This is a genomic window from Micrococcaceae bacterium Sec5.7 (genome assembly GCA_039636785.1).
GTDB lineage: Bacteria > Actinomycetota > Actinomycetes > Actinomycetales > Micrococcaceae > Arthrobacter.
In genome coordinates this window covers 702,745-726,850 of sequence record CP144169.1, presented here as the reverse complement: position 1 = coordinate 726,850, position 24,106 = coordinate 702,745, and the positions used below count along the sequence as shown (strand labels likewise).

General features: G+C 64.7%; 22 protein-coding genes and 2 riboswitches. Of the genes, 14 read left to right on the top strand and 8 right to left on the bottom strand.

Features of this window, described 5'->3' with window-relative positions; translation table 11 throughout:
• Positions 1 to 2: 2 nt before the first annotated feature.
• Positions 3 to 2,519 (bottom strand): helicase-associated domain-containing protein, encoded by a 2,517-nt coding sequence (locus tag V3C33_03325; protein ID XAS68367.1) that lies wholly within the window; start codon positions 2,517 to 2,519, stop codon positions 3 to 5.
• A gap of 10 nt (positions 2,520 to 2,529) precedes the next feature.
• Positions 2,530 to 2,763: a hypothetical protein gene (locus V3C33_03320; protein XAS68366.1), complete on the bottom strand. Its 234-nt coding sequence runs from the start codon at positions 2,761 to 2,763 to the stop codon at positions 2,530 to 2,532.
• Between the two features lie 183 nt (positions 2,764 to 2,946).
• Here V3C33_03320 and V3C33_03315 point away from each other — a divergent pair, with 183 nt between their 5' ends.
• Genes V3C33_03315 through V3C33_03305 form a run of 3 tightly spaced genes read left to right on the top strand, consistent with a single transcriptional unit; the run spans position 2,947 to position 5,264 of the window.
• A complete protein-coding gene (locus V3C33_03315) occupies positions 2,947 to 3,330 on the top strand; it encodes a cold shock domain-containing protein (protein XAS68365.1) in 384 nt (127 codons plus the stop codon).
• Between the two features lie 8 nt (positions 3,331 to 3,338).
• The gene (locus tag V3C33_03310) at positions 3,339 to 3,905 is read left to right on the top strand and encodes a DUF3027 domain-containing protein (protein XAS68364.1); all 567 of its coding nucleotides are present in this window, start codon (positions 3,339 to 3,341) and stop codon (positions 3,903 to 3,905) included.
• Between the two features lie 45 nt (positions 3,906 to 3,950).
• A complete protein-coding gene (locus V3C33_03305; protein XAS69631.1) occupies positions 3,951 to 5,264 on the top strand; it encodes an MFS transporter in 1,314 nt (437 codons plus the stop codon).
• A gap of 30 nt (positions 5,265 to 5,294) precedes the next feature.
• Here the strand turns inward: V3C33_03305 and serC are convergent, their stop codons facing one another.
• Positions 5,295 to 6,425 carry a phosphoserine transaminase gene (gene serC / locus V3C33_03300; protein ID XAS68363.1) on the bottom strand — a complete coding sequence of 377 codons (1,131 nt, stop codon included), beginning with the start codon at positions 6,423 to 6,425 and terminating at the stop codon, positions 5,295 to 5,297.
• Positions 6,426 to 6,707: 282 nt separating this feature from the next.
• On the opposite strand from serC, the gene V3C33_03295 reads away from it, so the two are divergent.
• The 11 genes from V3C33_03295 to V3C33_03245 all read left to right on the top strand — a co-directional run bounded on the left by V3C33_03295 (position 6,708) and on the right by V3C33_03245 (position 20,053).
• Entirely contained in the window at positions 6,708 to 7,403 is a 696-nt protein-coding gene (locus tag V3C33_03295) for a metal-dependent transcriptional regulator (GenBank protein XAS68362.1), read from the top strand.
• Between the two features lie 110 nt (positions 7,404 to 7,513).
• Positions 7,514 to 7,757, top strand: a riboswitch (cyclic di-AMP (ydaO/yuaA leader).
• 4 nt (positions 7,758 to 7,761) lie between these two features.
• A complete protein-coding gene (locus V3C33_03290) occupies positions 7,762 to 8,586 on the top strand; it encodes a M23 family metallopeptidase (protein ID XAS68361.1) in 825 nt (274 codons plus the stop codon).
• Between the two features lie 149 nt (positions 8,587 to 8,735).
• Positions 8,736 to 8,894, top strand: a riboswitch (cyclic di-AMP (ydaO/yuaA leader).
• Between the two features lie 70 nt (positions 8,895 to 8,964).
• Positions 8,965 to 9,639: an NlpC/P60 family protein gene (locus V3C33_03285; protein ID XAS68360.1), complete on the top strand. Its 675-nt coding sequence runs from the start codon at positions 8,965 to 8,967 to the stop codon at positions 9,637 to 9,639.
• 99 nt (positions 9,640 to 9,738) lie between these two features.
• Positions 9,739 to 10,503, top strand: a complete 765-nt coding sequence (locus tag V3C33_03280; GenBank protein XAS68359.1) for an NlpC/P60 family protein — start codon at positions 9,739 to 9,741, stop codon at positions 10,501 to 10,503.
• 222 nt (positions 10,504 to 10,725) lie between these two features.
• Positions 10,726 to 11,226: an HNH endonuclease gene (locus tag V3C33_03275; GenBank protein XAS68358.1), complete on the top strand. Its 501-nt coding sequence runs from the start codon at positions 10,726 to 10,728 to the stop codon at positions 11,224 to 11,226.
• Between the two features lie 28 nt (positions 11,227 to 11,254).
• Entirely contained in the window at positions 11,255 to 11,950 is a 696-nt protein-coding gene (locus V3C33_03270; protein XAS68357.1) for an NTP transferase domain-containing protein, read from the top strand.
• A complete protein-coding gene (locus tag V3C33_03265; GenBank protein ID XAS68356.1) occupies positions 11,934 to 12,233 on the top strand; it encodes a DUF6457 domain-containing protein in 300 nt (99 codons plus the stop codon). Before V3C33_03270 ends, V3C33_03265 begins: the two co-directional genes overlap by 17 nt.
• Positions 12,223 to 13,692, top strand: coding sequence for a molybdopterin-binding protein (locus V3C33_03260; protein ID XAS68355.1), 1,470 nt, complete (start codon positions 12,223 to 12,225; stop codon positions 13,690 to 13,692). Before V3C33_03265 ends, V3C33_03260 begins: the two co-directional genes overlap by 11 nt.
• A 45-nt stretch (positions 13,693 to 13,737) precedes the next feature.
• Complete coding sequence (locus V3C33_03255) at positions 13,738 to 16,056, top strand: FdhF/YdeP family oxidoreductase (protein XAS68354.1); 2,319 nt, start codon at positions 13,738 to 13,740, stop codon at positions 16,054 to 16,056.
• 3 nt (positions 16,057 to 16,059) lie between these two features.
• Positions 16,060 to 16,932, top strand: a complete 873-nt coding sequence (gene fdhD, locus V3C33_03250) for a formate dehydrogenase accessory sulfurtransferase FdhD (GenBank protein XAS68353.1) — start codon at positions 16,060 to 16,062, stop codon at positions 16,930 to 16,932.
• A gap of 94 nt (positions 16,933 to 17,026) precedes the next feature.
• Entirely contained in the window at positions 17,027 to 20,053 is a 3,027-nt protein-coding gene (locus V3C33_03245) for a glycoside hydrolase family 38 C-terminal domain-containing protein (GenBank protein XAS68352.1), read from the top strand.
• A 3-nt stretch (positions 20,054 to 20,056) separates the two neighbouring features.
• Here V3C33_03245 and V3C33_03240 read toward each other — a convergent pair whose 3' ends face one another.
• From V3C33_03240 to V3C33_03220, 5 genes are all read right to left on the bottom strand, one after another.
• Positions 20,057 to 20,863 carry an amino acid ABC transporter ATP-binding protein gene (locus tag V3C33_03240; GenBank protein ID XAS68351.1) on the bottom strand — a complete coding sequence of 269 codons (807 nt, stop codon included), beginning with the start codon at positions 20,861 to 20,863 and terminating at the stop codon, positions 20,057 to 20,059.
• Positions 20,850 to 21,515, bottom strand: a complete 666-nt coding sequence (locus tag V3C33_03235) for an amino acid ABC transporter permease (protein XAS68350.1) — start codon at positions 21,513 to 21,515, stop codon at positions 20,850 to 20,852. Before V3C33_03235 ends, V3C33_03240 begins: the two co-directional genes overlap by 14 nt.
• On the bottom strand, positions 21,516 to 22,331 hold the full coding sequence (locus V3C33_03230) for an amino acid ABC transporter substrate-binding protein (GenBank protein XAS68349.1): 816 nt from the start codon (positions 22,329 to 22,331) through the stop codon (positions 21,516 to 21,518).
• Positions 22,332 to 22,629: 298 nt separating this feature from the next.
• Positions 22,630 to 23,367 carry a hypothetical protein gene (locus V3C33_03225; GenBank protein XAS68348.1) on the bottom strand — a complete coding sequence of 246 codons (738 nt, stop codon included), beginning with the start codon at positions 23,365 to 23,367 and terminating at the stop codon, positions 22,630 to 22,632.
• Complete coding sequence (locus tag V3C33_03220; protein ID XAS68347.1) at positions 23,364 to 24,101, bottom strand: hypothetical protein; 738 nt, start codon at positions 24,099 to 24,101, stop codon at positions 23,364 to 23,366. Before V3C33_03220 ends, V3C33_03225 begins: the two co-directional genes overlap by 4 nt.
• Positions 24,102 to 24,106: the final 5 nt, after the last annotated feature.

Genomic DNA, 24,106 nt, shown 5'->3' with positions numbered 1-24,106 from the left:
CTTCACTGGTGCATTTCCTCCGCTGCCTCAATATCGATGATCCGGTGGATGGAAAGCACCCGCTCGGTATCCTTGGCGGGGTCAAACACCCTGACGCGTCCGCCGACCACCGATACCGGAACAACCGTTTCCACGTTGGCATTCCCCAGGCTGTCCACCACGTTCATGGTGACGCGCTGTTTGAGCCGGATGGCTTTTTGCAGGGTTTCGAGCCCCAGCTGGGTGGCTTCCTCGCCGCCAGTCACCTTTGCCGCGGCGGGCCTGCCGTTGGAGCTGCCGCCGGCAGCAGGCCCGAGGTTCCGCAAGACCGCAAGCTGGGCATCGACGTCGGCCTCCGGTGGCGCCGTCCGCGGCGCACGATAGACAGGGCGCGTGCTGCTCGGCACCGCTGTGGTTCGGCGCAGACGCACGACGGCGGGCTCCCCCTCCTCGACGGACGGCGAGAGTCCCAGCCCCCGCAGCACATGTGCCGTTTCCCTCGGCGGGGCATGGGATATCAGTACCGTTGGTGCAATCCGTGCGAGGCCCAGGCTCGCTGCATTGGACTCTCCGGCCAGTTCCATCAGGGCTGCCTCGTCGTCACTCTGGATGAAGCTGGCGGCGTTCCCCACCCGCAGCCTGCCATGCCGGGCGGCGGTGTCCTCCACGAGATATTCCAGTGGCTGGGGTACCGCCGTGGCCGAGTGCTGCCGGAGGAAATCCAGAAGGGCGGCGGCGTCCTGGCCCGCGTCCAGGGCGCGCCGGATGGACTCAACTGAGAAGCGGTAGATGGTGGCGGGACCCTGGCCTTCGGCATCGGACATCAGGAGCAGCTTTTCGCTCAGCTCCGGCGCCAGATAACCAGGTGCCACGGCCGTGAGGTCAGCCTGCAGCAGCACGTGGTTCAGGGCGGCGGGCAGGTGTTCGCCCAGAATTCCCAGAGCGTCGTCCGGTTTGTCGCCGGCAATGGCCGTTCCCAGCTGGCTCAGGGCTCCGGAGCCGATCAGCCCGAGCATTTCAGCTTCGGCCAGCACCCCGCGGATCAGGGAACTGAAGCGGCGGGCCATCCGTGGCTGTGACCATTCGGCGCGCTGCAGCACTGCGGCGGCGTCAAGCACCGGCGCTTTGCCATCCGGGGCCACTGCTTCCAGAGTGAGTTCGTTGAGGATTTCCAGAATCCGCTTCCGGATGACCGGGGCATCCGGCCGCTGAGCCTCTGCAGACAGGGCATTGATGGTGTTGCCGGCCGCACTCCGGTTGGCCGCATTCCGGTTGGCAACGTGCCCGGCTGCCGGCCCGGTGATGGGCTGACCCACCAGCGATGGGGCCCGCTCACTCGCGAGCCAGGCGTTTACCAGCCACAACCATTGTTCCTGCCGCGGCAGCGTCAGCCACTCCAGCTGCGGCGGCTGAATCCAGGCGGAGCTGTCCACGTCCAGGCGCAGCAGGCCGGCCAGGCCGCACAGCTCCAGGAGAAGCCCGGCCCGCTGCTGCTCAATCCGCAGCGTATCGGCCAGCCGCTTCATCTCCCGGACTCCAACACCGCCGCTCCGCAGGGTGGCCAGCGGCTGTTCCCGCGCGCTGAAGAGGATTTCGCCCACGAGCCGCAGGGTCTCGGCAATCGCGCCCAGGGCCGCATTCCTGCGGAGCATCGCGCTGGTGTGGCCAAGCTCGGCCACGGGGGGAGTCAGCGTGAAGTTGTCAATCACCGCGCCCCCGCGCAGCGAGACGCCAACGCTGTGCGGCAATTCCACGTGTGCGGCGTCCAACGGCACAAGCAGGCCTCTGGCCAGCAGCCAGTCGACAGGTCCGACGTCGGCTCCTTCGTTCGTCACAGACGCCTTGCGTTGCGCCTGGGGGACGGCACCCATGGCCCAGTTTCCGAACCTGGCGAGGAGCGCCGTCGTGCGTTCCGGTGCGGTGGCCAGGATTGCCCGCAGCGCATCAGGCGAAGACGTCCAGTGATGCAGCGCCAGCGCAGCCTCCATGGGGGTGGTGGCCTGGTGGATGGTGGCGCCGCTGTGGTGGAGCTCAGCGACCAGCTGGACCACACGCTGGGCGAAAGCCGGCTGCAGCCTCACCAGCTCGGTGTAGCTCCGGCCCAGACCGGCAGGGTAGATGCCCACCACGTCCTTGAGGCTTCCCACCGGCAGGTAAAAGCGCTGCCTGGATCCGGCGGCGCCGACGCCGTGCGGCGGCTCGGCCCTGTGCACGAGCGCGAGTTCCTGGAGCGAGAGCAGTATGCGATCGATCGCCGCCACGGTGGAACCGGAAATCAGCTTCTTCAGCACCGCCGCCGAAGCGCTGTGTGCGGTATCCGTGTTGGTGCACAGGTGGAGGGTTTCCAACACTTGCATCTCGGGCCGGTTGAGGCGTTCCAGCGCACGCTGCACGCTCACCCGCGCACTGGCCCTGGCGGCCAGGGCAGAAAAATCCGGAACGCCCGGCGATATCAGATCCGGCCGCGCAGCGAACAGCGCCCGCAACGAATTGTCGCTGCGGGCTTCCAGTTCTTTGCTGAGCGCGCGGATAAGGGACATCAGTCCAACGTTACCGCCCGCCGGGCTTTCCTGCCCGGCGCCTGCCCGCTACGCCGTCGAGCACAAGGAAGAGCATCAGCAGGAAGGCCAGCGGAAGCCCGTAAAGGGCTGTTGACGTCACCCACACCGGTGTTGCGATGCCGGAAAAGGCCATGGCCATGACGGTTCCAACCGCAGCAAGGGAGAGCAGTGCGGCGGCCGCTGCCACAATCATCAGGGGCCGCCGGAAACGCGTGGGTGTCATGCACGTAACGCTAACAGTCCGGCTGGCTCCGGTGCCCAAAGCAGGATTCCGACGCAAGGCAGGATAACCTTGAAGGAACAGACCAACACGGACCAGGCAGCCATACCTTGAACCCGCATATCGGTGCGGATGCGGTGGCTGCCGGCTGTGTCTCAGGAATTCAGAACGAAGAAGGTTGATTACGTGCCTACCGGCAAGGTCAAGTGGTATGACAAGGAAAAAGGATTCGGATTCCTCGCGGGCGAGGACGGCCAGGAAGTCTTCCTGCCCAAATCGTCGCTGCCCGAAGGCATAACCGAGCTTAAGGCCGGCACCCGAGTTGAATTCGGGGTAGCTGACGGCCGCAAGGGCGCACAGGCGCTTGGCCTCCGTGTGCTGGACAAAACACCGTCCATCGCCAAAGCGAAGCGGACCAACGCCAAAGACCTCGCCCCCCTGGTCCAGGACCTCGTGTCTGTGCTCGACAACCTCTCCGGAACGCTGTCCGCAGGCAAGTACCCGGAAGGCACCAAGGGCAAGGCCATCGCCGTCGCCCTGCGTAAGGTTGCCGACGAGCTGGACGTTTAGGCCCCCTCATGAATCCGGAACCTGAACAGACAAAAGCCAAAGCGGCGCCCAGGCCGCCCGCCGGTGTGCCCGTTTGGCGTACCGGGAAGCCGGACGCTGTTCTGGCCGCTGCGGTGGATTTTGCCCGTGCGGCAATCGAGGGCATCGCCCAGGCGCCGGAAATCGGAATCCACCTGGCTGCCCGGACTGAGGGCGACCGTGTGGTCACGCATCTCTTCGAGTCGCGCCTGTCCGGCTACCTGGGGTGGCAGTGGTACGCCGTGCTGACCCGCAATTCCCGGTCCAAGGTGATCACCGTCAACGAGCTGGGCCTGCTGCCATCCGAGGACTCCATCCTGGCTCCCGAATGGATACCGTGGGCCGAGCGCGTCCGCCCGGAAGACTCCCGGGAAGAGGACGCGCCTGTGGAACCGCAAGGCGAAGAACCGCTGGGGGAGGCCCTGCCGGAGGCGACGCCAGCCGAAACTCCGGAACCAGCTCCGGAGGCGGATCCGGAGTCAGCTCCGGCGTCAGACGAACACGGGTCAGACGAACACGAGTCCGACGACGACGAACCCGCCGGCGAGGCTGACTAGACAGTTGAATCCATCCGGGGTTGAGCACCATGAAGGCTGGCGATGATGTCCACCTTCAAATCCCTGCACATCCTCAACTACCGGATCTGGTTCATTGGCGCTTTGGTTTCCAACATCGGAACCTGGATGCAGCGCACGGCCCAGGACTGGCTGGTCTTTGACCATCTGACCGAGCACGATGCCGGCGCCATGGGCATCACCATGGCACTCCAGCTGGGCCCGCAGCTGTTCCTTGCCCCGGTGGCGGGCCTGATCGCCGACCGCTTCAACCGCAAACAGCTGCTGGTCATGACCCAGTCCGTGATGGCCTTGCTGAGCACCGGTCTGGGCATTCTGGTAGTACTGGGCGCCGGCCAGCTGTGGCACGTCTACGGTTTCGCGCTGTTGCTGGGAATGGTCTCGGCCCTTGACGCACCGGTCCGCCAGACGTTCGTCTCGGAACTGGTCCGGGACGACTACCTGCCCAATGCCGTGGCACTCAACAGCGCATCCTTTAACGTTGCCCGGATGATCGGCCCTGCGGTTGCCGGCATCCTCACGGTGGCGGTGGGACCGGGCTGGGTCTTCCTGATCAACACCGTTACATTCCTGGCCATGCTCCTGAGTCTGTGGAAGATCTCCGCTGCCTCCCTGCGCGCACTTCCCCGGGCGGCCCCCGGGAAGGGCCGCATCCGCGAAGGACTGCGCTATGTGCGCTTCCGGCCCGACATTGTGGTGGTGCTGGTTGCCATCTTCATTGTGGGCACCCTGGGGCTCAACTTTGTGCTTTTCATAGCTGCCATGGTGGGCACCGAGTTTGGCCTGGACGCTAGTGCGTTCGGGCTGATGAACTCCATCATGGCCGTCGGCTCGGTGGCCGGGGCGCTGCTCTCTGCCCGGCGCAGCAAACCACGGCTGCGGATCATCTTTGGCGCGGCGGGAGCATTCGGGGTGACCTCCGGGCTCGCTGCGCTGGCCCCCGACTACTTCTGGTTCGGCGTTGCGCTGGTGCCCGTGGGCCTTTTTGCGCTGACCATGCTGACCAGCGCCAACGGCTACGTCCAGACCACCACGGATCCCGTGATGCGCGGCAGGGTCATGGCTCTGTACATGGCGATTTTCATGGGCGGCACGCCCATCGGCGCCCCGCTGGTGGGTTGGGTGGCCAATGTGGCCGGGCCGCGCTGGTCCATGGCAGTCGCTGCTGCGTCCGGCATCATTGCGGCGGTGATCGGACTGGTGTGGATAATCCGGGCCAAGCAGCTCAGGCTGCAGTTCAACAAACGCGCACGCGGCCTGCGCCAGTTCCGGCTCGTCTCACGGATGGGGGACAAGGGGAACAACGCCGCCGGGGACCAAAACCCGGACGACGCCGTCTAACGCTGACGCTTCAGCGTTGGTGAAGCGGAGCTACTTTTTCAGTTCGCCGATCACATAGTCGATGCTGGCAAGCAGCGCAGAAACGTCCGACGGCTCGATCGCCACGAAAGTGGCGATCCGGAGCTGGTTGCGGCCCAGCTTGCGGTAGGGCTCGGTGTCCAGGATCCCGTTGGCGCGGAGGATCCCGGCGATAGCGGCTGCATCAATGGAGTCATCGAAATCAATGGTGGCAATGACGTTGGAGCGGTCCTCGGCCCGGGTCACGAACGGTGTGGCGTGCCCGGAGGCTTCAGCCCAGCTGTAGATGCGGCCCGCGGAATCGGCCGTTCGGGCGGAGGCGAAGCCGAGGCCGCCGTTGGAATTCAGCCACTGTACTTGTGCGTCCAGTGTCACAAGGGTTGCAAGTGACGGGGTGTTGTACGTCTGGTTAAGTCTGGAGTTGTCGATCGCGGTCTGGAGGTCAAGGAAATCAGGGATCCACCGGCCGCTGGCTTTGATCTTTGCAGCCCGCTCCAGCGCAGCGGGGGAGAAGAGCCCAAGCCACAGGCCGCCGTCGGACGCGAAGTTCTTCTGCGGGGCGAAGTAGTACACGTCCGTCTCGGAAACGTCTACGTCCAGGCCGCCCGCCGCGGACGTGGCGTCCACCAGCACCAGCGATCCTTCGTCAGCGCCGGCCACGCGCTTGACCGGTGCGGCCACGCCCGTGGAGGTCTCATTCTGCGGCCAGGCGTAAACGTCCACGCCGGCCTCGGCCCGTGATTCGGGGCGGGTGCCGGGCTCGGACTTGATGATGGAGGACGCGTCCAGGAACGGCGCGTTGTCGGTGGCAGAGGCAAACTTGGAACCGAACTCGCCGAAGGACAGGTGCTGGGCCTTCTGCTCCACGAGCCCGAAGCTGGCAACGTCCCAGAACGCGGTGGATCCACCCACTCCCAGGATTACTTCATAGCCCTCGGGGGCGCGGAAGAACTGGCTGAGGCCTTCACGCACCGAGCCCACAAGGTTCTTGACGGGCGCTTGGCGGTGGGACGTTCCCAGCAGCGTGGCGGAAGCCGCTGACAGCGCATCCATCTGTTCCGGCCGGATCTTAGAGGGTCCGGCGCCGAACCGTCCGTCCTTGGGGAGGAGGTTGGCGGGGATGGTGATGCTGGTGTCGCTCACGGTGGCTCCAATTTTCGGCGTGGACGTGCAGTTCGGCTTACGAGCCAGGTGGCCCGGCAGATAGCGGCGGCTGCAACGGAGACTCCTGTTTATTCTGCCTGACGCCCCGGTTGAGCGGGAACCCGGGCCGTCACAGTCCGGTCATTGAGACGGCAGCGAGCGCGCCCCCGGGATTATCCGGACTAATTCAAAATAGGCTAAACTTTCAACGGACGTACGTCGCCACCGACACGCGATACGGTGGGACTCACGCGAGGTACTGTGCTCGAGGAGCTGAGCTGAATGACGGATCTGATCGATACCACGGAGATGTATCTTCGGACCATTTTGGAGCTTGAAGAAGAGAATATCGTGGCTCTTCGTGCGCGCATTGCCGAACGGCTCCGGCATTCGGGTCCCACCGTCTCCCAGACCATCGGACGGATGGAGCGCGACGGCCTGGTGGTTGTTTCCGGCGACCGGCACCTTGAACTCACCGAAACGGGCCGGAAACGGGCCACCGAAGTAATGCGCAAGCACCGCCTCGCTGAACGCCTGCTTGCTGACGTGATCGGCCTGGACTGGGCATATGTGCACGATGAAGCATGCCGCTGGGAACACGTGATGAGCGAGCGGGTGGAGCGCCGTATTTTCGAGCTGCTTAATCACCCCACAGAGTCCCCCTACGGCAACCCGATCCCGGGGCTGGCTGCGCTCGGCGGCGAGCCCTCCCTTCCGTTCACTGACGGGGTGGTAAACCTACTGGAGGCCATGTCAGGCTACGGCGCGGACTCCAGGGTGAAGGTAAGCCGGCTCGCTGAACCAATCCAGGTGGAACCGGAGCTGCTGATCCAGTTGGATGAAGGCGGCATCCGTCCCGGAGCCACTGTTTCACTGGAGCGTGTGGGCGAATACATCTCGGTCCGGGTGCCCGGGATCGAGGGTGCGCTTGAATTGCCACCGGAAGTTGCGGCCCACGTTTTTGTTTCGGTCAGCTGACCGTCTGTTCATGGGATGACCTACAAGTTATGCACAGGATAGATAACGGAATTATTACCGTGTGGATTAATCGCCTATAGTTGGGGTTTAGCGCCGATACTAAAGCGTTACCTGATCTGGAGCCGAGCTCTGCCAGCGGATCAGTAGCACGAGTCACCAACTGGCAGAGGCGGGGGAACCACAACCGGCTGTTGAAAGACAGCCTTGGGGTTAAGTCCGTCAGCAGCAGGCCGCTTCCAACGCAGGATCCCCAGGGATAATTCTGTGCCGGAGTGCCTGTTACGGCGGACCGGGTCTTTGATCTCTCTGACCCGAATCCGACAGCTAACTTCGCAGGCTATCCAGAGAGGAACAGTTTTTGACCACCCAGATCGCCAGGGGCCGCCGTCGCGCGACCGGCCCCGCTTCGGAGCCGCGCGTCCCCGAAGCTTTCGCTGCGGATAGGCCGCGTGATCCGCAACGTGAGGCACGCCGGCGCCGCACCCCGTTCCGTCAGGTAACGGATTTTGCCGCTGCCAGCGGTGTGGGTCAGAAGGTCGGCATCGCACTCGCCGCCGCCGGCCTGGTGCTTACCGTCACCGTGCCCGCAACCAGCCCCATGATGGCCTCTTCCGGGCCCGGCCAGGCCACTGATGCGCTGTCGGCCGTTGCACAGCCCGAAGTTTCCGCTGCAGCAGCCGCCAAGATCGACTTTAACCGCACCGCGGTTTCCACCAAAGGTGACCCGGACGGAAAGCTCAAGCAGTTGCTGAGCGCCCAGTCGGCCGGCAGCATCACGCGTGCCGCTTCGGCAGGAAGCCTCGGTGCACCGCTTGCGGCACTGGTCGGCGTATCCCCGTTCGGTTTCCGGACCAGCCCCATCACCGGGGGCGGCGGCGATTTCCACCGCGGCCAGGACTTCGCCGCGCAGTGCGGTACATCGGTCATGGCTGCCGCCAGCGGCACCGTGACCTTCGCAGGCTGGCACCCGTACGGCGGCGGAAACCGCGTTGTGGTTGACCACGGCAACGGCCTGGAGACCACCTACAACCACTTGTCGTCATTCAACGTTGCGGTCGGCCAAAAGGTCAGCCGGGGCGATTCTGTGGCGCTGAGCGGGACTACCGGCGCATCCACCGGCTGCCACCTCCACTTCGAGGTGATGGTCAACGGAGAAGTCGTTGATCCCCTCGGCTGGCTCTAAGCCAAGCCGATGGATCACTCTCGCATTCCTGTGACATGCCGTGACCTGAATGTGACATTCGATCCCAACTGCTGTACCGTCGAAACCGCGCCAACTTTTCCGAAGTTGACGCTCTTGAGTGGATTGCCTAGCTCTGCCACCGCTCAAGGTCCGTTCGCATGACATCGTCTGGCAGGGGCGGGGGAACCAATTTTGGTCTTCGCAAGAAGACCTTGGGGTTAAGTCGCAAAGCTTCCCAGGAAGCAGCGCGGCCGGGTGACTCCCATCCGAATCCGACAGCTCACCTCGCAGGCATTGGGAGAGGCTACCTTCGTGTCTTCACGCCATAATCTTGCGCGTCATCGCGCTCAATCGGTTCGTCACAGCCCCCTGGACTCCGTGTCCAAGGCTGTTAGTGCCAATGCCGGGACCGTAGGTCGCCAGGCTGCTGTGATCGCAGCTGCCTCAGGACTCATCCTGAGCATTGGACTGCCGGCTAACGCAGCCGACACCACCGTCGGTGTTTCCGCCTCCACGGAGTCCGGGTCATCGCAGGCGGCCCAGCTTGCCGTTACCGCTGCACCCACGGCCACTGTTTCCTTCGAGCGTCCTGCCGTTACCACCACGGCAGCTCCGGTAATCGAGACCGTCAGTGCGCAGTCAACGGATGCGGACTCAGCTGAGTCGCAGTCAGCAGCAGCCGGAGCTTCCAAAGCCGGCAAGGCACACACCAAGGCCTCGGCTGCGGCGTCAGGCCTCGCAGCCATCGCCTACACCGGCCTTGGCAGCCCCTACGTCTGGGGCGGCACCACTCCCAGCGGCTGGGACTGCTCAGGCTTTACCCAGTGGGTCTACGCCCAGGCCGGCATCAGCATTCCCCGCACCAATGCCTGGAACGCCATGACGCCCACCGCCACTCCGGCGCCCGGCGACCTGGTCATGCAGAACGGCGGCGCCCACGTGGGCATCTACGTTGGCAACGGCATGATGATCAGTGCGCTGAACCCCTCGCAGGGCACGCTCCTGCACGCTGTGTCCGCCACGGGCACTTCCGCTTTTTACACCCTTCGCTAAGAAACCCGTTCGGGGCGTGCCGGCTTACCCCCAAGATGCCGGCGCGTCCAAAGCCCGCGGGCTGCCCACGCAGTCCGAGGAAAACGAAAGAGAGAAATAATGACTACACGTGCAAATATTGCACGGCACCGCGCCGAGGTCGCCAAGACCAACTCGCTGGCTGTCATTGCCAAGACTGTCGGCAACAATGCCGGCGGCATGGGCCGTCAGGCCGCGGTTATCGCTGCTGCTTCCGGTCTTGTCCTGACCAGCGGTATCGCAGCCAACGCTGCCGACACCAGCGTTCAGCGTGAATCCACCTCTGCTTCGGCTCTTGAAGTGCAGGCTGCTGCCCCCTCGACAATTTCCGCTGCTTCCAGCATCGCGATCTCCTACGAGAAGCCTGCGGTTTCCACCACGCCCGCTCCTGTTGTCGAGGCTCCCAAGCCTGTTGTTGAGGTCAAGTCAGCTCCGGTAGCCGAGGCTGCCCCGGCGGTCGCCCCTGTTGCAGCAACGGCAACCGTCGCTGCCTCGGCCGCTCCGGCTGTGGCCAGCGGAAAGGGCGCATCGATCGCCGCTGCCGCTTACGCGCAGCTGGGCGTGGCACAGGACTGCACCGCCCTGGTCACGAATGCTCTGACCGCTATCGGCGTCAACTACCACGGCTGGCCGGCAGGTTACCTGTCCCTGGGCCGCACCGTGAGTGCCGCTGAAGCCAAGCCGGGCGACCTCGCCTACTACCAGGACGGCGGCATGGGCATGGCCCACATCGCTGTCTACGTCGGCAACGGCCAGGCCGTGCACGGCGGCTGGAACGGCGGAACCACCTCGCTGTTCAGCGTCAACGTGGGCTCCGGCCCGGTCTTCATCCGCGTCGGCGGCTAAGGCTGTTGAGCCACCGCTTTTGAAGGACCCCCGCCTGCTGGCGGGGGTCCTTCTGCATTGCCGGCACGTGAATTCTCGGCGACACGGGCCAACAGCGGGGAACCGGATTCGCCGATCGAGCCTTCGGGTGTTTAGTCTTGTGGTGTCGATCCATAGCCCGGACAAGCAGAGGGCAGCCGGCCCTCGTGCCCCTGACGGGTGCGGCCGTGAAGAGGTATGTGCATGCGCACTCTCGTTCTTAATGCTGGATATGAACCGCTGGCGGTAGTCACCTTCCGCCGGGCGCTGGTCCTTGTGCTCACCGGAAAGGCAAGCGTGGTGGCCGAAGGCGACGATCCCGTCGTCGGGCCGCAGGAGATTCTGGGCCGCCCGTCCGTGATTCTGCTGAACCGCTACATCCGACCGCGCTACAACAGGATCACCGCCGTCAGCCGCCGCGGCGTGCTGCGCCGCGACGGGCACCGGTGCGCCTATTGCGGGAAAGCTGCGCACACCATTGACCATGTCCAGCCCAAGTCCCGCGGTGGGGCCGATTCCTGGGAAAACCTGGTTGCTGCATGCCTCCGCTGCAACAACGCCAAGGGCGACCACACACCGGCGGAAATAGGCTGGGAACTCCGGTTCGTGCCGGAACCGCCGCACGGAACCATCTGGCAGATCAAGGAACTTGAAAAACCCACTCCGGCCTGGGACCCGTTCCTCCTGCCCGAGTCCGCCGCCTGACATCTTCGCGCCGCGCTAGGCTTAGTGGGTGGAGTTTGATGTGGTTATTCTGGCCGGCGGCCGGTCGGTCCGCCTGGGCGGGGTTCCCAAGTCCCGGTTGATGTACGACGGCGCCACGCTCCTTCAGAGATCGCTTGCCGCTGCGCGCGGGGCAAAGTCAATTGTGGTTGTGGGCCCTGATCCGGGGACGCTTCCGGCGGGCATTCTCAGCTGCCGGGAACACCCGCCTTTTGCCGGACCTGCGTCAGCAATCGCCGCGGGGCTGGCCGCCCTCGCCGATGCCCCCTTCACCGAAGCCGGCACACCGCGGCCTGCGATCACCCTGGTGCTGGCGTGCGACATGCCCAATGTGGCCGCGGCCGTCAGGGTCCTGGCTGAAACTCTCGTTGCCCGCCCGGTCAACGGCGGCCCGGGAAGGGACGGGGTGATGGCCGCATCCGAGGACGGGCGCAGGCAGCCTCTTGTGGGTTTTTACAGCACAGCCGCGCTACAACGGGCGGTGCACGTTGCCGCGGCACGGGGGGCCTTAACGGACGGCTCGGTTTTCGCTCTCCTTGCTAGTCTTGACCTGCGGGTTGTCACCGTCCCTGCGGGCTCCACGGCTGACGTGGACACGTGGGACGATGCTGCCGCACTAGGAGTGGCCGGCCAGGAAACACAGCCAGGATCCGTGACACCGAAGCCGCAGTTGAATTGGGAGGCAGGCCATGAAGAGCCAGGATGAAACGCTCGAGGAGTGGTGCCGGACGCTGCTCCGGGCATTCGAGCTGGAGGACGTCCAGATGGACGTCAATGAGATCCTCTCCCTGGCCGGGGTGGCCGCCCATTCGGTAGTGCGCCCGGCCGCGCCGCTGACCACTTTTATTGCGGGATTTGCTGCGGGGATGGCGTCGGGATCGGGGCAGGCCACGGACGCGGCCTCCATGAGGGCTGCCATGGATGTTGCCCGGGCACTCGCCGCGGAGTACGAAGCTGACCCACCGGAATCTCCGGCGAATGACGGCTGAGCCTGAGCACGCTTCCCCGGAAACTTCGATGGAATCATCCCAGGAGACATCCCGGGAGACGCTTGCGGAACAAGCTGAACCTGGCGACTCCCCGGGCGTACCTGCCCGGCACCTGGCCCATACCTGGGAAGAAGCGCGGCAGGCGGCTTTTGACTGTGCCACACCGATTCCCGCCGGCACGGTTCCACTGACACAAGCACTCGGCAGAACACTCGCAGGAGACATCACGGCTCTGCAGGACATGCCCCACTATGCCTCTTCTGCCATGGACGGCTGGGCGGTCAACGGCAGCGGACCGTGGATCCTGGCCGAAGGCGGCCAGCGGCTGGCACCGCACCAGGCCAGCCCAATCGTTACCGGCGGCCTCATTCCGCCCGGGGCCAAAGCTGTGTTGCGGAGTGAGAGCGGTGTGATGGCCACGGACGACGACGGTCTTCCCGTCCTGGCCCTTGGTGGCGCCGCCCGTCCGGGGGATCCGCGGAACGGGCAGCATATCCGGGCAGCCGCGGAAGAAGCAGCCGGCGGCGATGTACTGGTGAAGAGCGGTGTCACGATCAATCCCGCGCATCTGGCACTGGCCGCATTGGCAGGTCACGACTCACTGCTGGTCCAGGGGAAGCCCGTGGTCAGACTCGTGCTGACAGGCTCGGAAGTGATTGCCAGCGGTGTGCCCGCGCCCGGCCAGGTCCGGGATACCTTCGGGCCGCAGCTGGCTGCCGTAGTGGAGATGCTGGGCGGCATCTGCGCCGGACAGGTCAAAATCGGTGATTCCTATTCTGAATGGCTCACGGGGCTGGAGGATGCCGCTCCCGACAACACTGCAGGGCACGACGACGCCGGTGGGCCGGGCTCCGGAACTCTGCCCGCCGACGTCGTAATTACCACAGGTGGCACCGGCCCCTCCGGTACAGATCATTTGCGCCAGGCGATAGCGGAACTGGGCGGGCGGCTGTTGATTGACGGAGTTGCGATGCGTCCGGGCCACCCGGCGGTGCTGGCTGAGCTCCCGGACGGCCGGTTTGTGCTGGGGTTGCCAGGAAACCCGTTGGCCGCCATGATGGCGCTGTCCACGGTGGGGGCGCCGCTGCTGGCTGCGCTGGGACACTGCTCCATGCCGTCGGTGCGGGAAGTGCCGTGCGGCGCCATGATCGAGCCTGATCCCGGACGGACCCGCCTGATGCCCTTCAGGCTGCTGTACGGTATGGCCTCGCCGGCGGCGTTCACCGGACCCGGGATGATGCGCGGCCTGGCATCTGCCCACGGGGTGATGGTGGTGCCGCCGCACGGTGTGCAGCTGGGTGAAACCGTACCGGCATTTGCCTTGCCCTGGGGGCCGCCCATTCCTGAACCCAAATCCGCTGAAACCAAGGCAAAAGCGTCCCGGAGAGCCGGCAACAAAGCCACCGGGAAGCCCGCCTCAGCAGACGGCCCGGTTGACTGGAGTGCCCTTCTCGGCTGAGCTGCAGGCACTGGTTTCGCGGCGCCGGGGTGCAATGATGGATGCATGAACAGGCATGCACCCAAGCAGGACATCAACGAAGATGACCTCGAAGTCCACCCGCCCAAAAACGCCGCAGCTGGCGTCAAAGCCGTGGCCGTGGCCATGGAACGAGGCTTGGCGCAGGCCGGCGTCACGCGCACGGTACGTTCCATGCTGCGAGTCAACCAGCACAACGGCTTTGACTGCCCCGGCTGTGCCTGGCCGGAATCCATCACGGGGAAACGCAGCCCGGCTGAGTTCTGCGAAAACGGCGCCAAGGCCATCGCCGAGGAAAGCACCACCCGGACGGTAACGCCGGACTTCTGGGCAGCCCATTCAATTGCCGAGCTGGAGGGCAAAACAGAGTACTGGCTGGGCAGCCAGGGCCGGATCACCGAGCCCGTGGCGATCAGGCCCGGGGAGACCCACTATTCGCCCATCAGCTGGGGAGATGCCTTTGCCCTGGCCGCCGAGCACATCAACGCCACCACACCGGACCGCTGCGTGTTCTACACCTCGGGGCGCACGGCCAACGAGACAGCCTTCATGTACCAGCTGTTCGCACGCAGCCTGGGTACCAACAACCTGCCGGACTGTTCCAACATGTGCCACGAGTCCTCGGGATCCGCGCTGAACCCCACCATCGGGATCGGCAAGGGGACTGTCTCGCTTGAGGACATCCATGAGGCTGAGCTCGTGTTCGTGGTGGGGCAGAACCCCGGCACCAACCACCCGCGGATGCTGTCCGCGCTCCGGGACTGCAAAGACAACGGCGGCAAGGTGGTTGCGGTCAACCCGCTGCCCGAAGCCGGACTGATGAACTTCAAGGACCCGCAGTCGCTCAGGGGAGTGATCGGCAACGGGACCACCGTCGCCGACGAGTACCTGCAGATCAAGGTGGGCGGGGACCTGGCACTTTTCCAGGCGCTGGGCCACCTGCTCCTTGAAGAGGAGAAACGGAACCCGGGCGGCGTCGTCGACCATTCCTTCATAACGGCCCAGACAGAAGGCTTTGACGCGTACATTGCTGCCCGCAGCACCGTGGACTGGGCCGAAACGGAGAAGGCCACGGGCCTGGGCCGGGACGAAATCACTAAGATCGCGGGAATGCTGGCGGCATCCAAGGCAACCATCATCTGCTGGGCCCTGGGCCTGACCCAGCAGCCGCACTCGGTGGACACACTGCGGGAGATCATCAACGTCCTCCTGCTTCAGGGCAACTTCGGCAAGCGGGGGGCCGGCGCCTGCCCGGTGCGCGGCCACTCCAATGTGCAGGGCGACCGCACCATGGGGATCTGGGAAAAGCCGGGGGAGGAGTTCCTGGCGTCACTGGACAAGGAGTTCGGTCTCAACAGCCCACGGGAACATGGCTATGACTCCACCGAGACGCAACTCGCATTCGAAAAGGGCGAGATCGACGTCTTTGTGGCGATGGGCGGCAACTTCGCTGCGGCCGGTTCGGACACCGGGCCGCTGGAGGACGGGCTCAAACGTGCCGGGCTCACCGTCCACATTTCCACAAAGCCCAACCGCTCCCACGTGGTCCACGGCCGAACCTCGCTGATCCTGCCCACCCTGGGGCGGACCGACACCGACGACAAACACCCGGGCGGCCGCCAGTTCCTCTCCGTGGAGGACTCCATGTCCGTTGTCCACTCCACCCAGGGCAGGCTTCATCCCGTCTCCGATCACCTGCTCAGCGAGCCCGTGATCATCGCCCGGCTTGCCCAGGCAACCCTGGGCGACGGCCACGCCGTGGACTGGAAAGCGATGGCCGGGAACTACGACGTCGTCCGGGACCACGTCTCCCGCGTCATCCCGGGTTTCGAGGATTTCAATGCGCGCATCCGGAACAAGAACGGCTTTGTCCTGCCCAACCCGCCCAGGGACACCCGGACGTTCGCCACGGACATCGGCAAGGCCAGGTTCACCGTCCGTCCGCTGGAATACCTGGAACCCCCGGCCGGGCACCTCATCCTGCAAACGGTGCGCAGCCACGACCAGTACAACACCACGATTTACGGGCTGGATGACCGACACCGGGGTGTTTCCGAGGGGCGCCGGGTGATCCTGGTCCACGCGGACGACCTCCGCGAGCTGGGCTTCAAGGACCGTGACCTGGTTGACGTGATCTCCACGTTCCGCGGCGCCGGCGGCGCGGTCAGCGAGCGCCGTGCGGATAAATTCCGACTGATCGACTACCCCACGGCCAGGGGCTGCGCCGCTGCCTACTTCCCGGAAGCCAATGCGCTGGTGCACCGCGAGCTGGTGGCGCGCGAGTCCAACACCCCGGGCTTCAAGGCCATGGCGGTGCGCTTCGTCAAGCACGGCAGCAGGGAGTAGGCCATGGGACGAATGACGCAGCGCCGCAAAGTGCACAGGTTGGTGCTGGACGGTTCGCCGGATGCCCTCGAATTCCCCGTCCGGTACCGCGAAGACGTGTTGGCGGTGGAGGAACCGCTGGAAATCAGGCTCGGTCAGATGTCGTTCTCCGTGACCATGCGGACGCCCGGCAACGACTTTGACCTGGTGGCCGGCTTCCTGGTTTCCGAGGGCATCATCTGGAGCCCGGATCAACTCCTCGCGCTGAGATACTGCGCGGGCGAGGATGAGAACGGCATCCAGACCTTCAACGTGGTGGAGGCACAGCTGCGGCCCGATGTGGTGTTGCCTGATACCGGGCGGAATGTGTACACCTCCAGCTCGTGCGGCATTTGCGGCACGGATTCGATCGAAGCCGTCCGGAAGTCGTCCCACCACAGCCCGGCGGCGGACGGACTGACGGTTCCGGTGGAAACCCTCGCCTCGCTGCCGGAGCGGCTCCGGGAAGCGCAGGTGGTCTTTGACGCCACCGGCGGTGTCCACGCTGCCGGACTGTTCAGGATGACGGACGACGGCGGCGCAGAGCTGATGTGCCTCCGTGAGGATGTGGGGCGGCACAACGCCGTGGACAAGGTGATCGGCTGGGCGCTGCGGGAGAGGCTCCTGCCGCTGGCCGGGACGGTGCTGCAGGTTTCCGGCCGGGCGTCCTTTGAGCTGGTGCAGAAGGCCTCGCTGGCCGGCATCCCGGTGCTCGCTGCCGTCAGCGCTCCTTCGAGCCTTGCTGTGGAACTGGCCGAAGCAAGCGGCATCACCCTGGCAGGCTTCAGCCGGGGGACAAGTCTCAACGTCTATGCAGGTCACGAGCGGATAATCGTTCCCGCAAAACTGACCGGATAACGGCCAGCCGCTTGGCTAATGGGCTGTAGCCGGGTAGATTTTATCCATCGAATGGGCACGTCGATCCAGCTTCAAGCATTAAAGAGGACCTACATTGCACGACGACCGCCGGATCACGGAAGTCCGACTGGACCGCTTTATGCGCGAACGGATCAACCCCGCTGTTTACACCCGCAGTGTTCCGCTGACACTCAGCAGCTGGGACGTCCCGGATGAGCCCGTGCAGGTCATGGAGGCGCTCCGGCACGACTTCACCCCGCAGGAACACGGTGCCGCATGGGGGAAGCCGTGGGGCACCAAATGGCTCCGGCTCCAAGGCGACGTGCCCGATTCCTGGGGCACCGCCGCTGACACCGCGGTGGAGGTCCTCGTGGATCTGGGCTTCACCGGCGAGGCCCCGGGCTTCCAGTGCGAGGGGACTGCCTGGCGGCCGGACGGCACCATCATTAAGGCCATCTCGCCGCGGAACCAGCACATTCCGCTGAAGTTGCTGGGGAGCGGCATGGCGGTGGACTTTTACGTGGAAGCAGCCGCCAACCCGGACCTTGCCCAGGGCTGGAGCTTCGCCGCAACGCCTTACGGCGACAAAGCCACTGCCGGCAGCGATCCCGGATACCGGCTGGGCAGGATCGCCATAGCCGAACTGAACCAGACTGTATGGGAGCTCCAACAGGATGTCTGGACCCTCAGCGGGCTGATGCACGAACTTCCCATGGAACAGCCGCGGCGACACGAGATTCTACGTGCCCTGGAACGGATGCTGGACATCGTGGATCCGGAAGATATCGGGGGCACAGCTGCGGCCGGCCGGGCTGCACTGGCGGAGGTCCTGGCACGGCCCGCCTACGCCTCCGCGCACCAGCTGCTGGCCACGGGCCACGCCCACATCGATTCAGCCTGGCTGTGGCCAGTCAGGGAAACCATCCGCAAATGCGCCAGGACGTTCTCCAACGTGGTGGCGCTGATGGATGAACACCCTGACTTTGTGTTCTCGTGTTCCTCGGCTCAGCAGCTCGCCTGGACCAAGGAGTTCTACCCCGAGCTGTTCGGGCGCATCCGGGAAAAGGTCGAATCCGGCCAGTTTGTACCGGTGGGCGGCATGTGGGTCGAGGCAGACACCAACATGCCCGGCGGAGAGGCCATGGCCCGTCAGTTCATTGAGGGCAAGAGCTTCTTCCTGGACGAGTTCGGCATTGACTGCAAGGAAGCGTGGCTGCCGGATTCCTTTGGATATTCCGCGGCATTGCCGCAGATCGTCAAGTCCGCCGGCAGCCAATGGTTCCTCACCCAGAAGATCTCCTGGAACCAGGTCAACCGGATGCCGCACCACACTTTCAACTGGGAAGGGATCGACGGAACACGGCTTTTCACCCACTTCCCGCCCGTGGATACCTACAACTCCGAGCTCAGCGGCCGGGAACTGGCCCACGCCGAGAGGAACTACCGCGACCACGGCCGTGGCACCATTTCACTCGTTCCGTTCGGCTACGGCGACGGCGGCGGCGGTCCCACCCGCGAGATGTTGGCCGCTGCCCACCGTACTGCCGACCTGGAAGGCTCGCCGAAGGTCCGGATCGGTTCTGCCGGCAGCTTCTTTGCCCAGGCTGAGGCCGAGTACAAGGCCCTGCCCGTGTGGGTGGGCGAAATGTACCTTGAGCTGCACCGCGGCACCTACACCAGCCAGGCAAAAACCAAACAGGGCAACAGGCGCAGCGAACACCTGCTGCGGGAAGCCGAACTGTGGTGCTCCACTGCTGTTGTCCGGACAGCTGGCGCCTTCACCTACCCGGCAGCGGAGCTGAAGCGGCTCTGGCGCCTGGTGCTCCTGCAACAGTTCCACGACATCCTGCCGGGCAGCTCCATTGCCTGGGTGCACCAGGATGCAGAGCGGAACTACGCCGCCATCGCGGAAGGCCTGGAAGCCATCATCAGCCAGGCTGCCACCGCGGCTCTGGGTGAGGGCAGCAATAACTTCCTCCTCAACGCCGCCCCGCATGAGCGCTACGGTGTGCCCGCGCTTGCTGCCGCCGAACCGGTCAGCTCAGACAACCCGGTGCAGGTCGCCGAGGCAGAGGGCGGCTATGTCCTGGACAACGGCATTATCAGGGCCGTGCTGGATGCCAACGGGCTGCTGACGTCCCTGATGGACCACGCCAGCGGCCGCGAGGCAATCGCTCCCGGGCAGTTCGGAAACCACCTGGAGCTGCACCGGGACACCCCCAACGAATGGGATGCCTGGGACATCGATCAGTTCTACCGCAGGAACGTCACCTCCCTCACCGAAGCGCGTTCGGTGACGCTGGAGCGCGGCGGCCGGGACGCCGTCGTCGTGGTGGAACGGCTGGCCGGGTCCTCCACGGTGACACAGCGGATCTCGCTGGAAGCGGGCGGCGATTCGCTGGGGATCTCCACCGCGGTGGACTGGCAGGAGAGCGAGAAGCTCCTCAAGCTCGGCTTCCCCCTTGACGTCCGGGCAGACCGCTCGGCGTCGGAGACCCAGTTCGGCCACGTTTTCCGGCCTACCCACATCAACACTTCGTGGGAGGCTGCGAAGTTTGAGATCTGCGCGCACCGCTGGATCCACGTCGCCGAGCCCGGCTACGGGGTGGCCGTTTCCAACTCCTCCAGCTACGGGCACGATGTCACCAGGAACATCAGGGACGACGGAGGCACCACCACTACCGTGCGGCTCTCACTTTTGCGGGCGCCGAAGTTCCCGGATCCGGGAGCCGATCGCGGCCAGCACGAACTGAACGTGACCATACGCCCGGGAGCCAGCATTGCAGACGCCGTGGAGGAGGGCTACCGCACCAACCTTGCCCCCCGCATGGTCAAGGGTGCCAACCCGGTGGAACCGTTATTCACGGTGTCCAACCAGGCCCTCGTCATCGAGGCCGTCAAGCTGGCCGAGGACGGTTCGGGCGATGTGATTGTCCGGCTGTATGAGTCGCTGGGCGAACGCTCCACCGGGCTGGTGGCGGCCAACTTCAGTGCCACGGGCGTCCACACTGTTGACCTGCTGGAGCGTGCCGTGGAGACGCCGGGTGCCGTGCCGGGACAGGATTCGGTGGAGCTCACCTTGAGGCCGTTCCAGCTGGTGACATTGAGGTTCACCCGCTGAGTCCTAAAACTCGTGCAGCAGCCGCTTCACGAACTGGCGGGTGCGTTCCTGGCGCGGGGCCCTCAGGACCTCCGCGGCCGGGCCGCGCTCAACCACAACTCCGCCGTCCATAAAAATGACCTCGTCCGCGACCTGGCGCGCGAACGCCAGCTCGTGGGTGACGATCACCATGGTCCAGCCTTCCTCGGCGAGCTCCTGGATGACGCCCAGGACCTCGCCCACCAGCTCGGGATCCAAAGCGGAAGTGGGCTCGTCGAACAGCAACAGCTGCGGCTTCAAAGCCAGGGCGCGCACAATACCGACGCGCTGCTGCTGGCCGCCGGAAAGCTCGAACGGGTACGCGTCGCGTTTGTCCGCCAGGCCGACCCTGGCCAGGAGCGTCTCCGCCTCGGCGACGGCTTCGGCGCGCTTTCGCTTCTGGACCTGGATGGGCCCCTCGATGACGTTCTGGAGCACCGTCATGTGCGGGAAGAGGTTGTAGTGCTGGAACACCATGGCGCTGCGGTCCCGCAGCTCGGAAATATCCTTCCTGGCAACCTTGGCCGAGAAATCGAGGGCGAGATTCCTGCCGGTGGCCGTATCAGCGAACGTGACAGTGCCGGCGTCGGGGGTTTCCAGTCCGTTAAGCGAACGGAGCACTGTGGTTTTGCCGGATCCGGAAGGGCCGATCAGTGCCACCACGTTGCCGCGGCGCACCTCCAGATCGATGTCCCGGAGGACCACATTGCTGCCGAAGGCCTTGGCCAGGTTGCGGACGGACAACACCGGGGCGTTGTGACCGGCGGCTGCCGGCTGGCTAGTGGGCGACATAGCGGTCCAATCTCTTCTCAAGGGCGGACTGCCCCGTGGACAGCACAAGGCAGATCACCCAGTACACCAGTGCTGCTTCCAGATACAGCACCATGAATTCCTGGCTGAACGCGGCGATCTGCTGGGCGTTCCGGAAGAGCTCCGTGACCAGGATGAGCGAAGCAAGTGACGTGTCCTTGACCAGCGAAATGAAGGTGTTGGACAGTGGCGGAACGGACACCCGGGCAGCCTGGGGGAGGATGATCCGGACCAGAGACTGCGCGCGGGACATGCCGATGGTGTGGCCGGCTTCCCACTGTCCCTTGGGTACCGACAGGATGGCCGCACGGATCACTTCAGCGGCATAACCGCCCACATTCAGGGAGAATGCGATGATGGCGCTGGGCCACGGATCCAGTTTCACCCCCAGGCTGGGGAGACCGTAGAAGATCACAAACAGCTGAACCAGCAGGGGAGTACCGCGGATGACCGAGACATAGAACCGCGCGGCACCGGACACCACGGCATTCCGGCTCAGCCGCATGAGCGCTACAAAAAGCGCCAGGATCAGGCCCAGGGCGAAGGACGCCAGCGTCAGGGGGATGGTTCCCGTGACAGCCCCGGTGACGAGCGGCCCGAAGGAGCTCCAGACCAGGTCCCAGTTGAACTGCATCTACTTGGTGACGTCCGTGCCGAAGTACTTGTCCGCGATCTTGGCAAGGGTTCCGTCGGCGCGGAGGTCGGCGAGGGCTTTGTCCACGGCCGTGGACAGCTCGGTGGACCCCTTGCGGAAGGCAAAGGCGCTCTCTGACTTTTCAGTGGTTTCGGCGGCGATTTTCAAGCCGGCGTCCGGAGTGGCTTTGGCGTAGTCAAGGTAGGTGAGTTTGTCGTTCACAATGGCGTCAACGCGGCCCTGGCGTACCAGTGTGACACCCTGTGCCCAGCCCTCAACGGACTGGACCTTGGCGCCGCTGTCCGTGGCCAGCTTGTACCAGTTGCTGGTGAGGGACTGCGCTGTGGTTTTGCCCTTGAGGCCTTCAAAGCTGGTGATGCTGCTGTTGTCCGACTTGGTCACGATCACCCCTGTCGACACCGTGTAGGGTGCCGAGAAATCGTACTTTGCCGTGCGCTCGGGGTTGATGGACACCTGGTTGGCGATCGCATCAAAGCGTTTGGCTTCCAGGCCCGCGAAAATTCCGTCCCACTGGGTTTCCTGGAACTTGGCAGCGACGCCAAGCTTGCCGGCAACGGCCTGGGCGATTTCGACGTCGAACCCGGTCAGCTCCCCGGCGCCGTTCTGGTGGAAACTGAACGGTTTGTACGTTCCCTCGGTGGCGATCACGATTTCGCCCTTGGACTTGATGTCGCTGAGTGATGTATCCCCGCCGCTGTTGGCCGGACTTTGGGAGGCTCCGCAGCCGGCAAGGGCCAATGCAGCTGCCGCTAATGTTGCGGCGATGGCGGTGCGGCGGGTGTGGAGGCGGTTCATGACGGTTTCCTTCTTCCAGACTGCGAGCGGCAGGTCACGGCGGCCGAAGCCAAATACCCCGCGACATTACCCCTCACAACGCTTTTATGAAGACCTTTTATTTCGTCATCTTACTTTGCCGTTAAACAGGCTGAGTGGGGGCGGTCCCCAACGGCCGCCACCACTCATCCCCCCAATTGCGTTCGGGCGGGCGCCACAGCATCTAACGGATCATTCCCGTTCACGAAGCCAGGCGGCAGCCGCATTCACACATTCATGATTGTTTCACGTTCTAATGATTTTGTGAAAGGTGTGACGGTTAATTTTCGCTAAACGACTTTTTTGGTCCCCGGGTCCGGGCCGCACGAACCCGGGCCAGCCAGATGAGTGCGAGTCCAGCCACAAAACACAGGATTGCCGTGTAGTTGATGATGAACTCCGCACCACCCCACTGCGGCGGAACAAAGGGAAACAGCAGCGTCAGGGTAATTGCCACGCCACCGATGGCCAGCAGCAATGCCGCCACGCGAATGAGAAGGGGCAGAGTGCCGCGGACGGCGCGCACCATCGCCGGCAGCATGACCAGCGACACATAGGCCGGGTAAGCGCGTCCTCCGGCTCCGTAGTACTCCACCAGAACCCCGTTGCGTTGATCCTTTGCCGAGACAGCCTTCAGCCCGGCTGAGGAGCCGGCCGTGTCCATCATGAAAAACAGCACCACCATAATCACCGAGATCAGTGCGAGCACAACCATGCCGGTGCGTCCCGTGATCAACCGTTGACCCTCCGGAGCGCTGAAACCCCTCGTGACTCTCAGACCCACGAAGAAGATGGCCGCAAAGATAACGAACCTGAGGACCAGATTGGCCAGGTTGATGCCGCCGAGTAGCTGGTCGATGGCCACATAGGGCGCTTGGATGCTGAGCAGGATGGCCAGCGTCATGAGCGAAAAAATGCAGAACAGCGACCTGTTCTCATTCCTCAGCGCACTGGGGATTCGGCCCACGGTCACAAGGCCACAGGCAATCAATGTGGACCACTGCAGGATCTCGATCATCCGAGGTTCTCCCAGATCTTGTCGGTTCGTTCTTGGTCTTGTTCCTGGCGCCTGAGCGCCTTGCCCAGCGACTGCAGGCGGTCGCCGGCCAGCGCAGCCAGCTCGCCGTCGGACATCCTGTCCAGCGCAGCCTCACGGGCGCCCGGCGCCCAGCCTGCCTCAGCCTCCGTGATCAGCCCCGTGGCCACCAGCCCGCCGGTGGGCCCGACGCCGGCAGCAACGGATGTGGCGACCGCCAGTTCGGGGGTGAGCCGGTTTGCGGTCAGCTGGGCCGAATAGTTCTGCGGGGCAATGCCGGTGGCGGCGGAGACGCGGTGCCGCAGCTCGCCGTCGTCGATTGCATCCACCCAGTTCTTCACGGACGTCGAGTGCGGAGCCGGGCCCAGGACGGGGGGATCCGTGGCGGGCCGGCCCGTGGGGTCCGCAGCCGAGCGGGACAGGACCGCGCGGAGCAGATCCGTGGTTGACACCTGGCTGACCAGTTCCTGCCGGGTCGGCGCGGGCGGGTTTCCTGACAGCCCCCGGTATGCGTCAAAGGATGCCAGGGCGGACACAGGATTGATGTTGAACGCGCGGCTGATGCTGACCACCGTGGCTTCCGCGACTTTGTTCCTGACCAGCTGCTGGGCGAGAGTGGTGCGCTTGACCCCTGAGATCCTGCAGATGTCGGCAGTGCTGGCCGCCGGCGCAAGACCGTGCAGCCAGCGCTGGAACGCCTTGGCGGGGAGGGGCATGGCCG

Bases quoted from the DNA above. Each gene is read 5' to 3' on its own strand.
- V3C33_03265 (XAS68356.1), top strand. From the start codon at position 11,934: ATGAAGAGCCAGGATGAAACGCTCGAGGAGTGGTGCCGGACGCTGCTC.
- V3C33_03225 (XAS68348.1), bottom strand. From the start codon at position 23,367: ATGATCGAGATCCTGCAGTGGTCCACATTGATTGCCTGTGGCCTTGTG.
- V3C33_03275 (XAS68358.1), top strand. From the start codon at position 10,726: ATGCGCACTCTCGTTCTTAATGCTGGATATGAACCGCTGGCGGTAGTC.
- V3C33_03325 (XAS68367.1), bottom strand. From the start codon at position 2,519: ATGTCCCTTATCCGCGCGCTCAGCAAAGAACTGGAAGCCCGCAGCGAC.
- V3C33_03220 (XAS68347.1), bottom strand. From the start codon at position 24,101: ATGCCCCTCCCCGCCAAGGCGTTCCAGCGCTGGCTGCACGGTCTTGCG.
- V3C33_03235 (XAS68350.1), bottom strand. From the start codon at position 21,515: ATGCAGTTCAACTGGGACCTGGTCTGGAGCTCCTTCGGGCCGCTCGTC.
- V3C33_03320 (XAS68366.1), bottom strand. From the start codon at position 2,763: ATGACACCCACGCGTTTCCGGCGGCCCCTGATGATTGTGGCAGCGGCC.
- V3C33_03255 (XAS68354.1), top strand. From the start codon at position 13,738: ATGAACAGGCATGCACCCAAGCAGGACATCAACGAAGATGACCTCGAA.
- V3C33_03310 (XAS68364.1), top strand. From the start codon at position 3,339: ATGAATCCGGAACCTGAACAGACAAAAGCCAAAGCGGCGCCCAGGCCG.
- V3C33_03280 (XAS68359.1), top strand. From the start codon at position 9,739: ATGACTACACGTGCAAATATTGCACGGCACCGCGCCGAGGTCGCCAAG.
- V3C33_03260 (XAS68355.1), top strand. From the start codon at position 12,223: ATGACGGCTGAGCCTGAGCACGCTTCCCCGGAAACTTCGATGGAATCA.
- fdhD (XAS68353.1), top strand. From the start codon at position 16,060: ATGGGACGAATGACGCAGCGCCGCAAAGTGCACAGGTTGGTGCTGGAC.
- V3C33_03240 (XAS68351.1), bottom strand. From the start codon at position 20,863: ATGTCGCCCACTAGCCAGCCGGCAGCCGCCGGTCACAACGCCCCGGTG.
- V3C33_03295 (XAS68362.1), top strand. From the start codon at position 6,708: ATGACGGATCTGATCGATACCACGGAGATGTATCTTCGGACCATTTTG.
- V3C33_03305 (XAS69631.1), top strand. From the start codon at position 3,951: ATGTCCACCTTCAAATCCCTGCACATCCTCAACTACCGGATCTGGTTC.
- V3C33_03230 (XAS68349.1), bottom strand. From the start codon at position 22,331: ATGAACCGCCTCCACACCCGCCGCACCGCCATCGCCGCAACATTAGCG.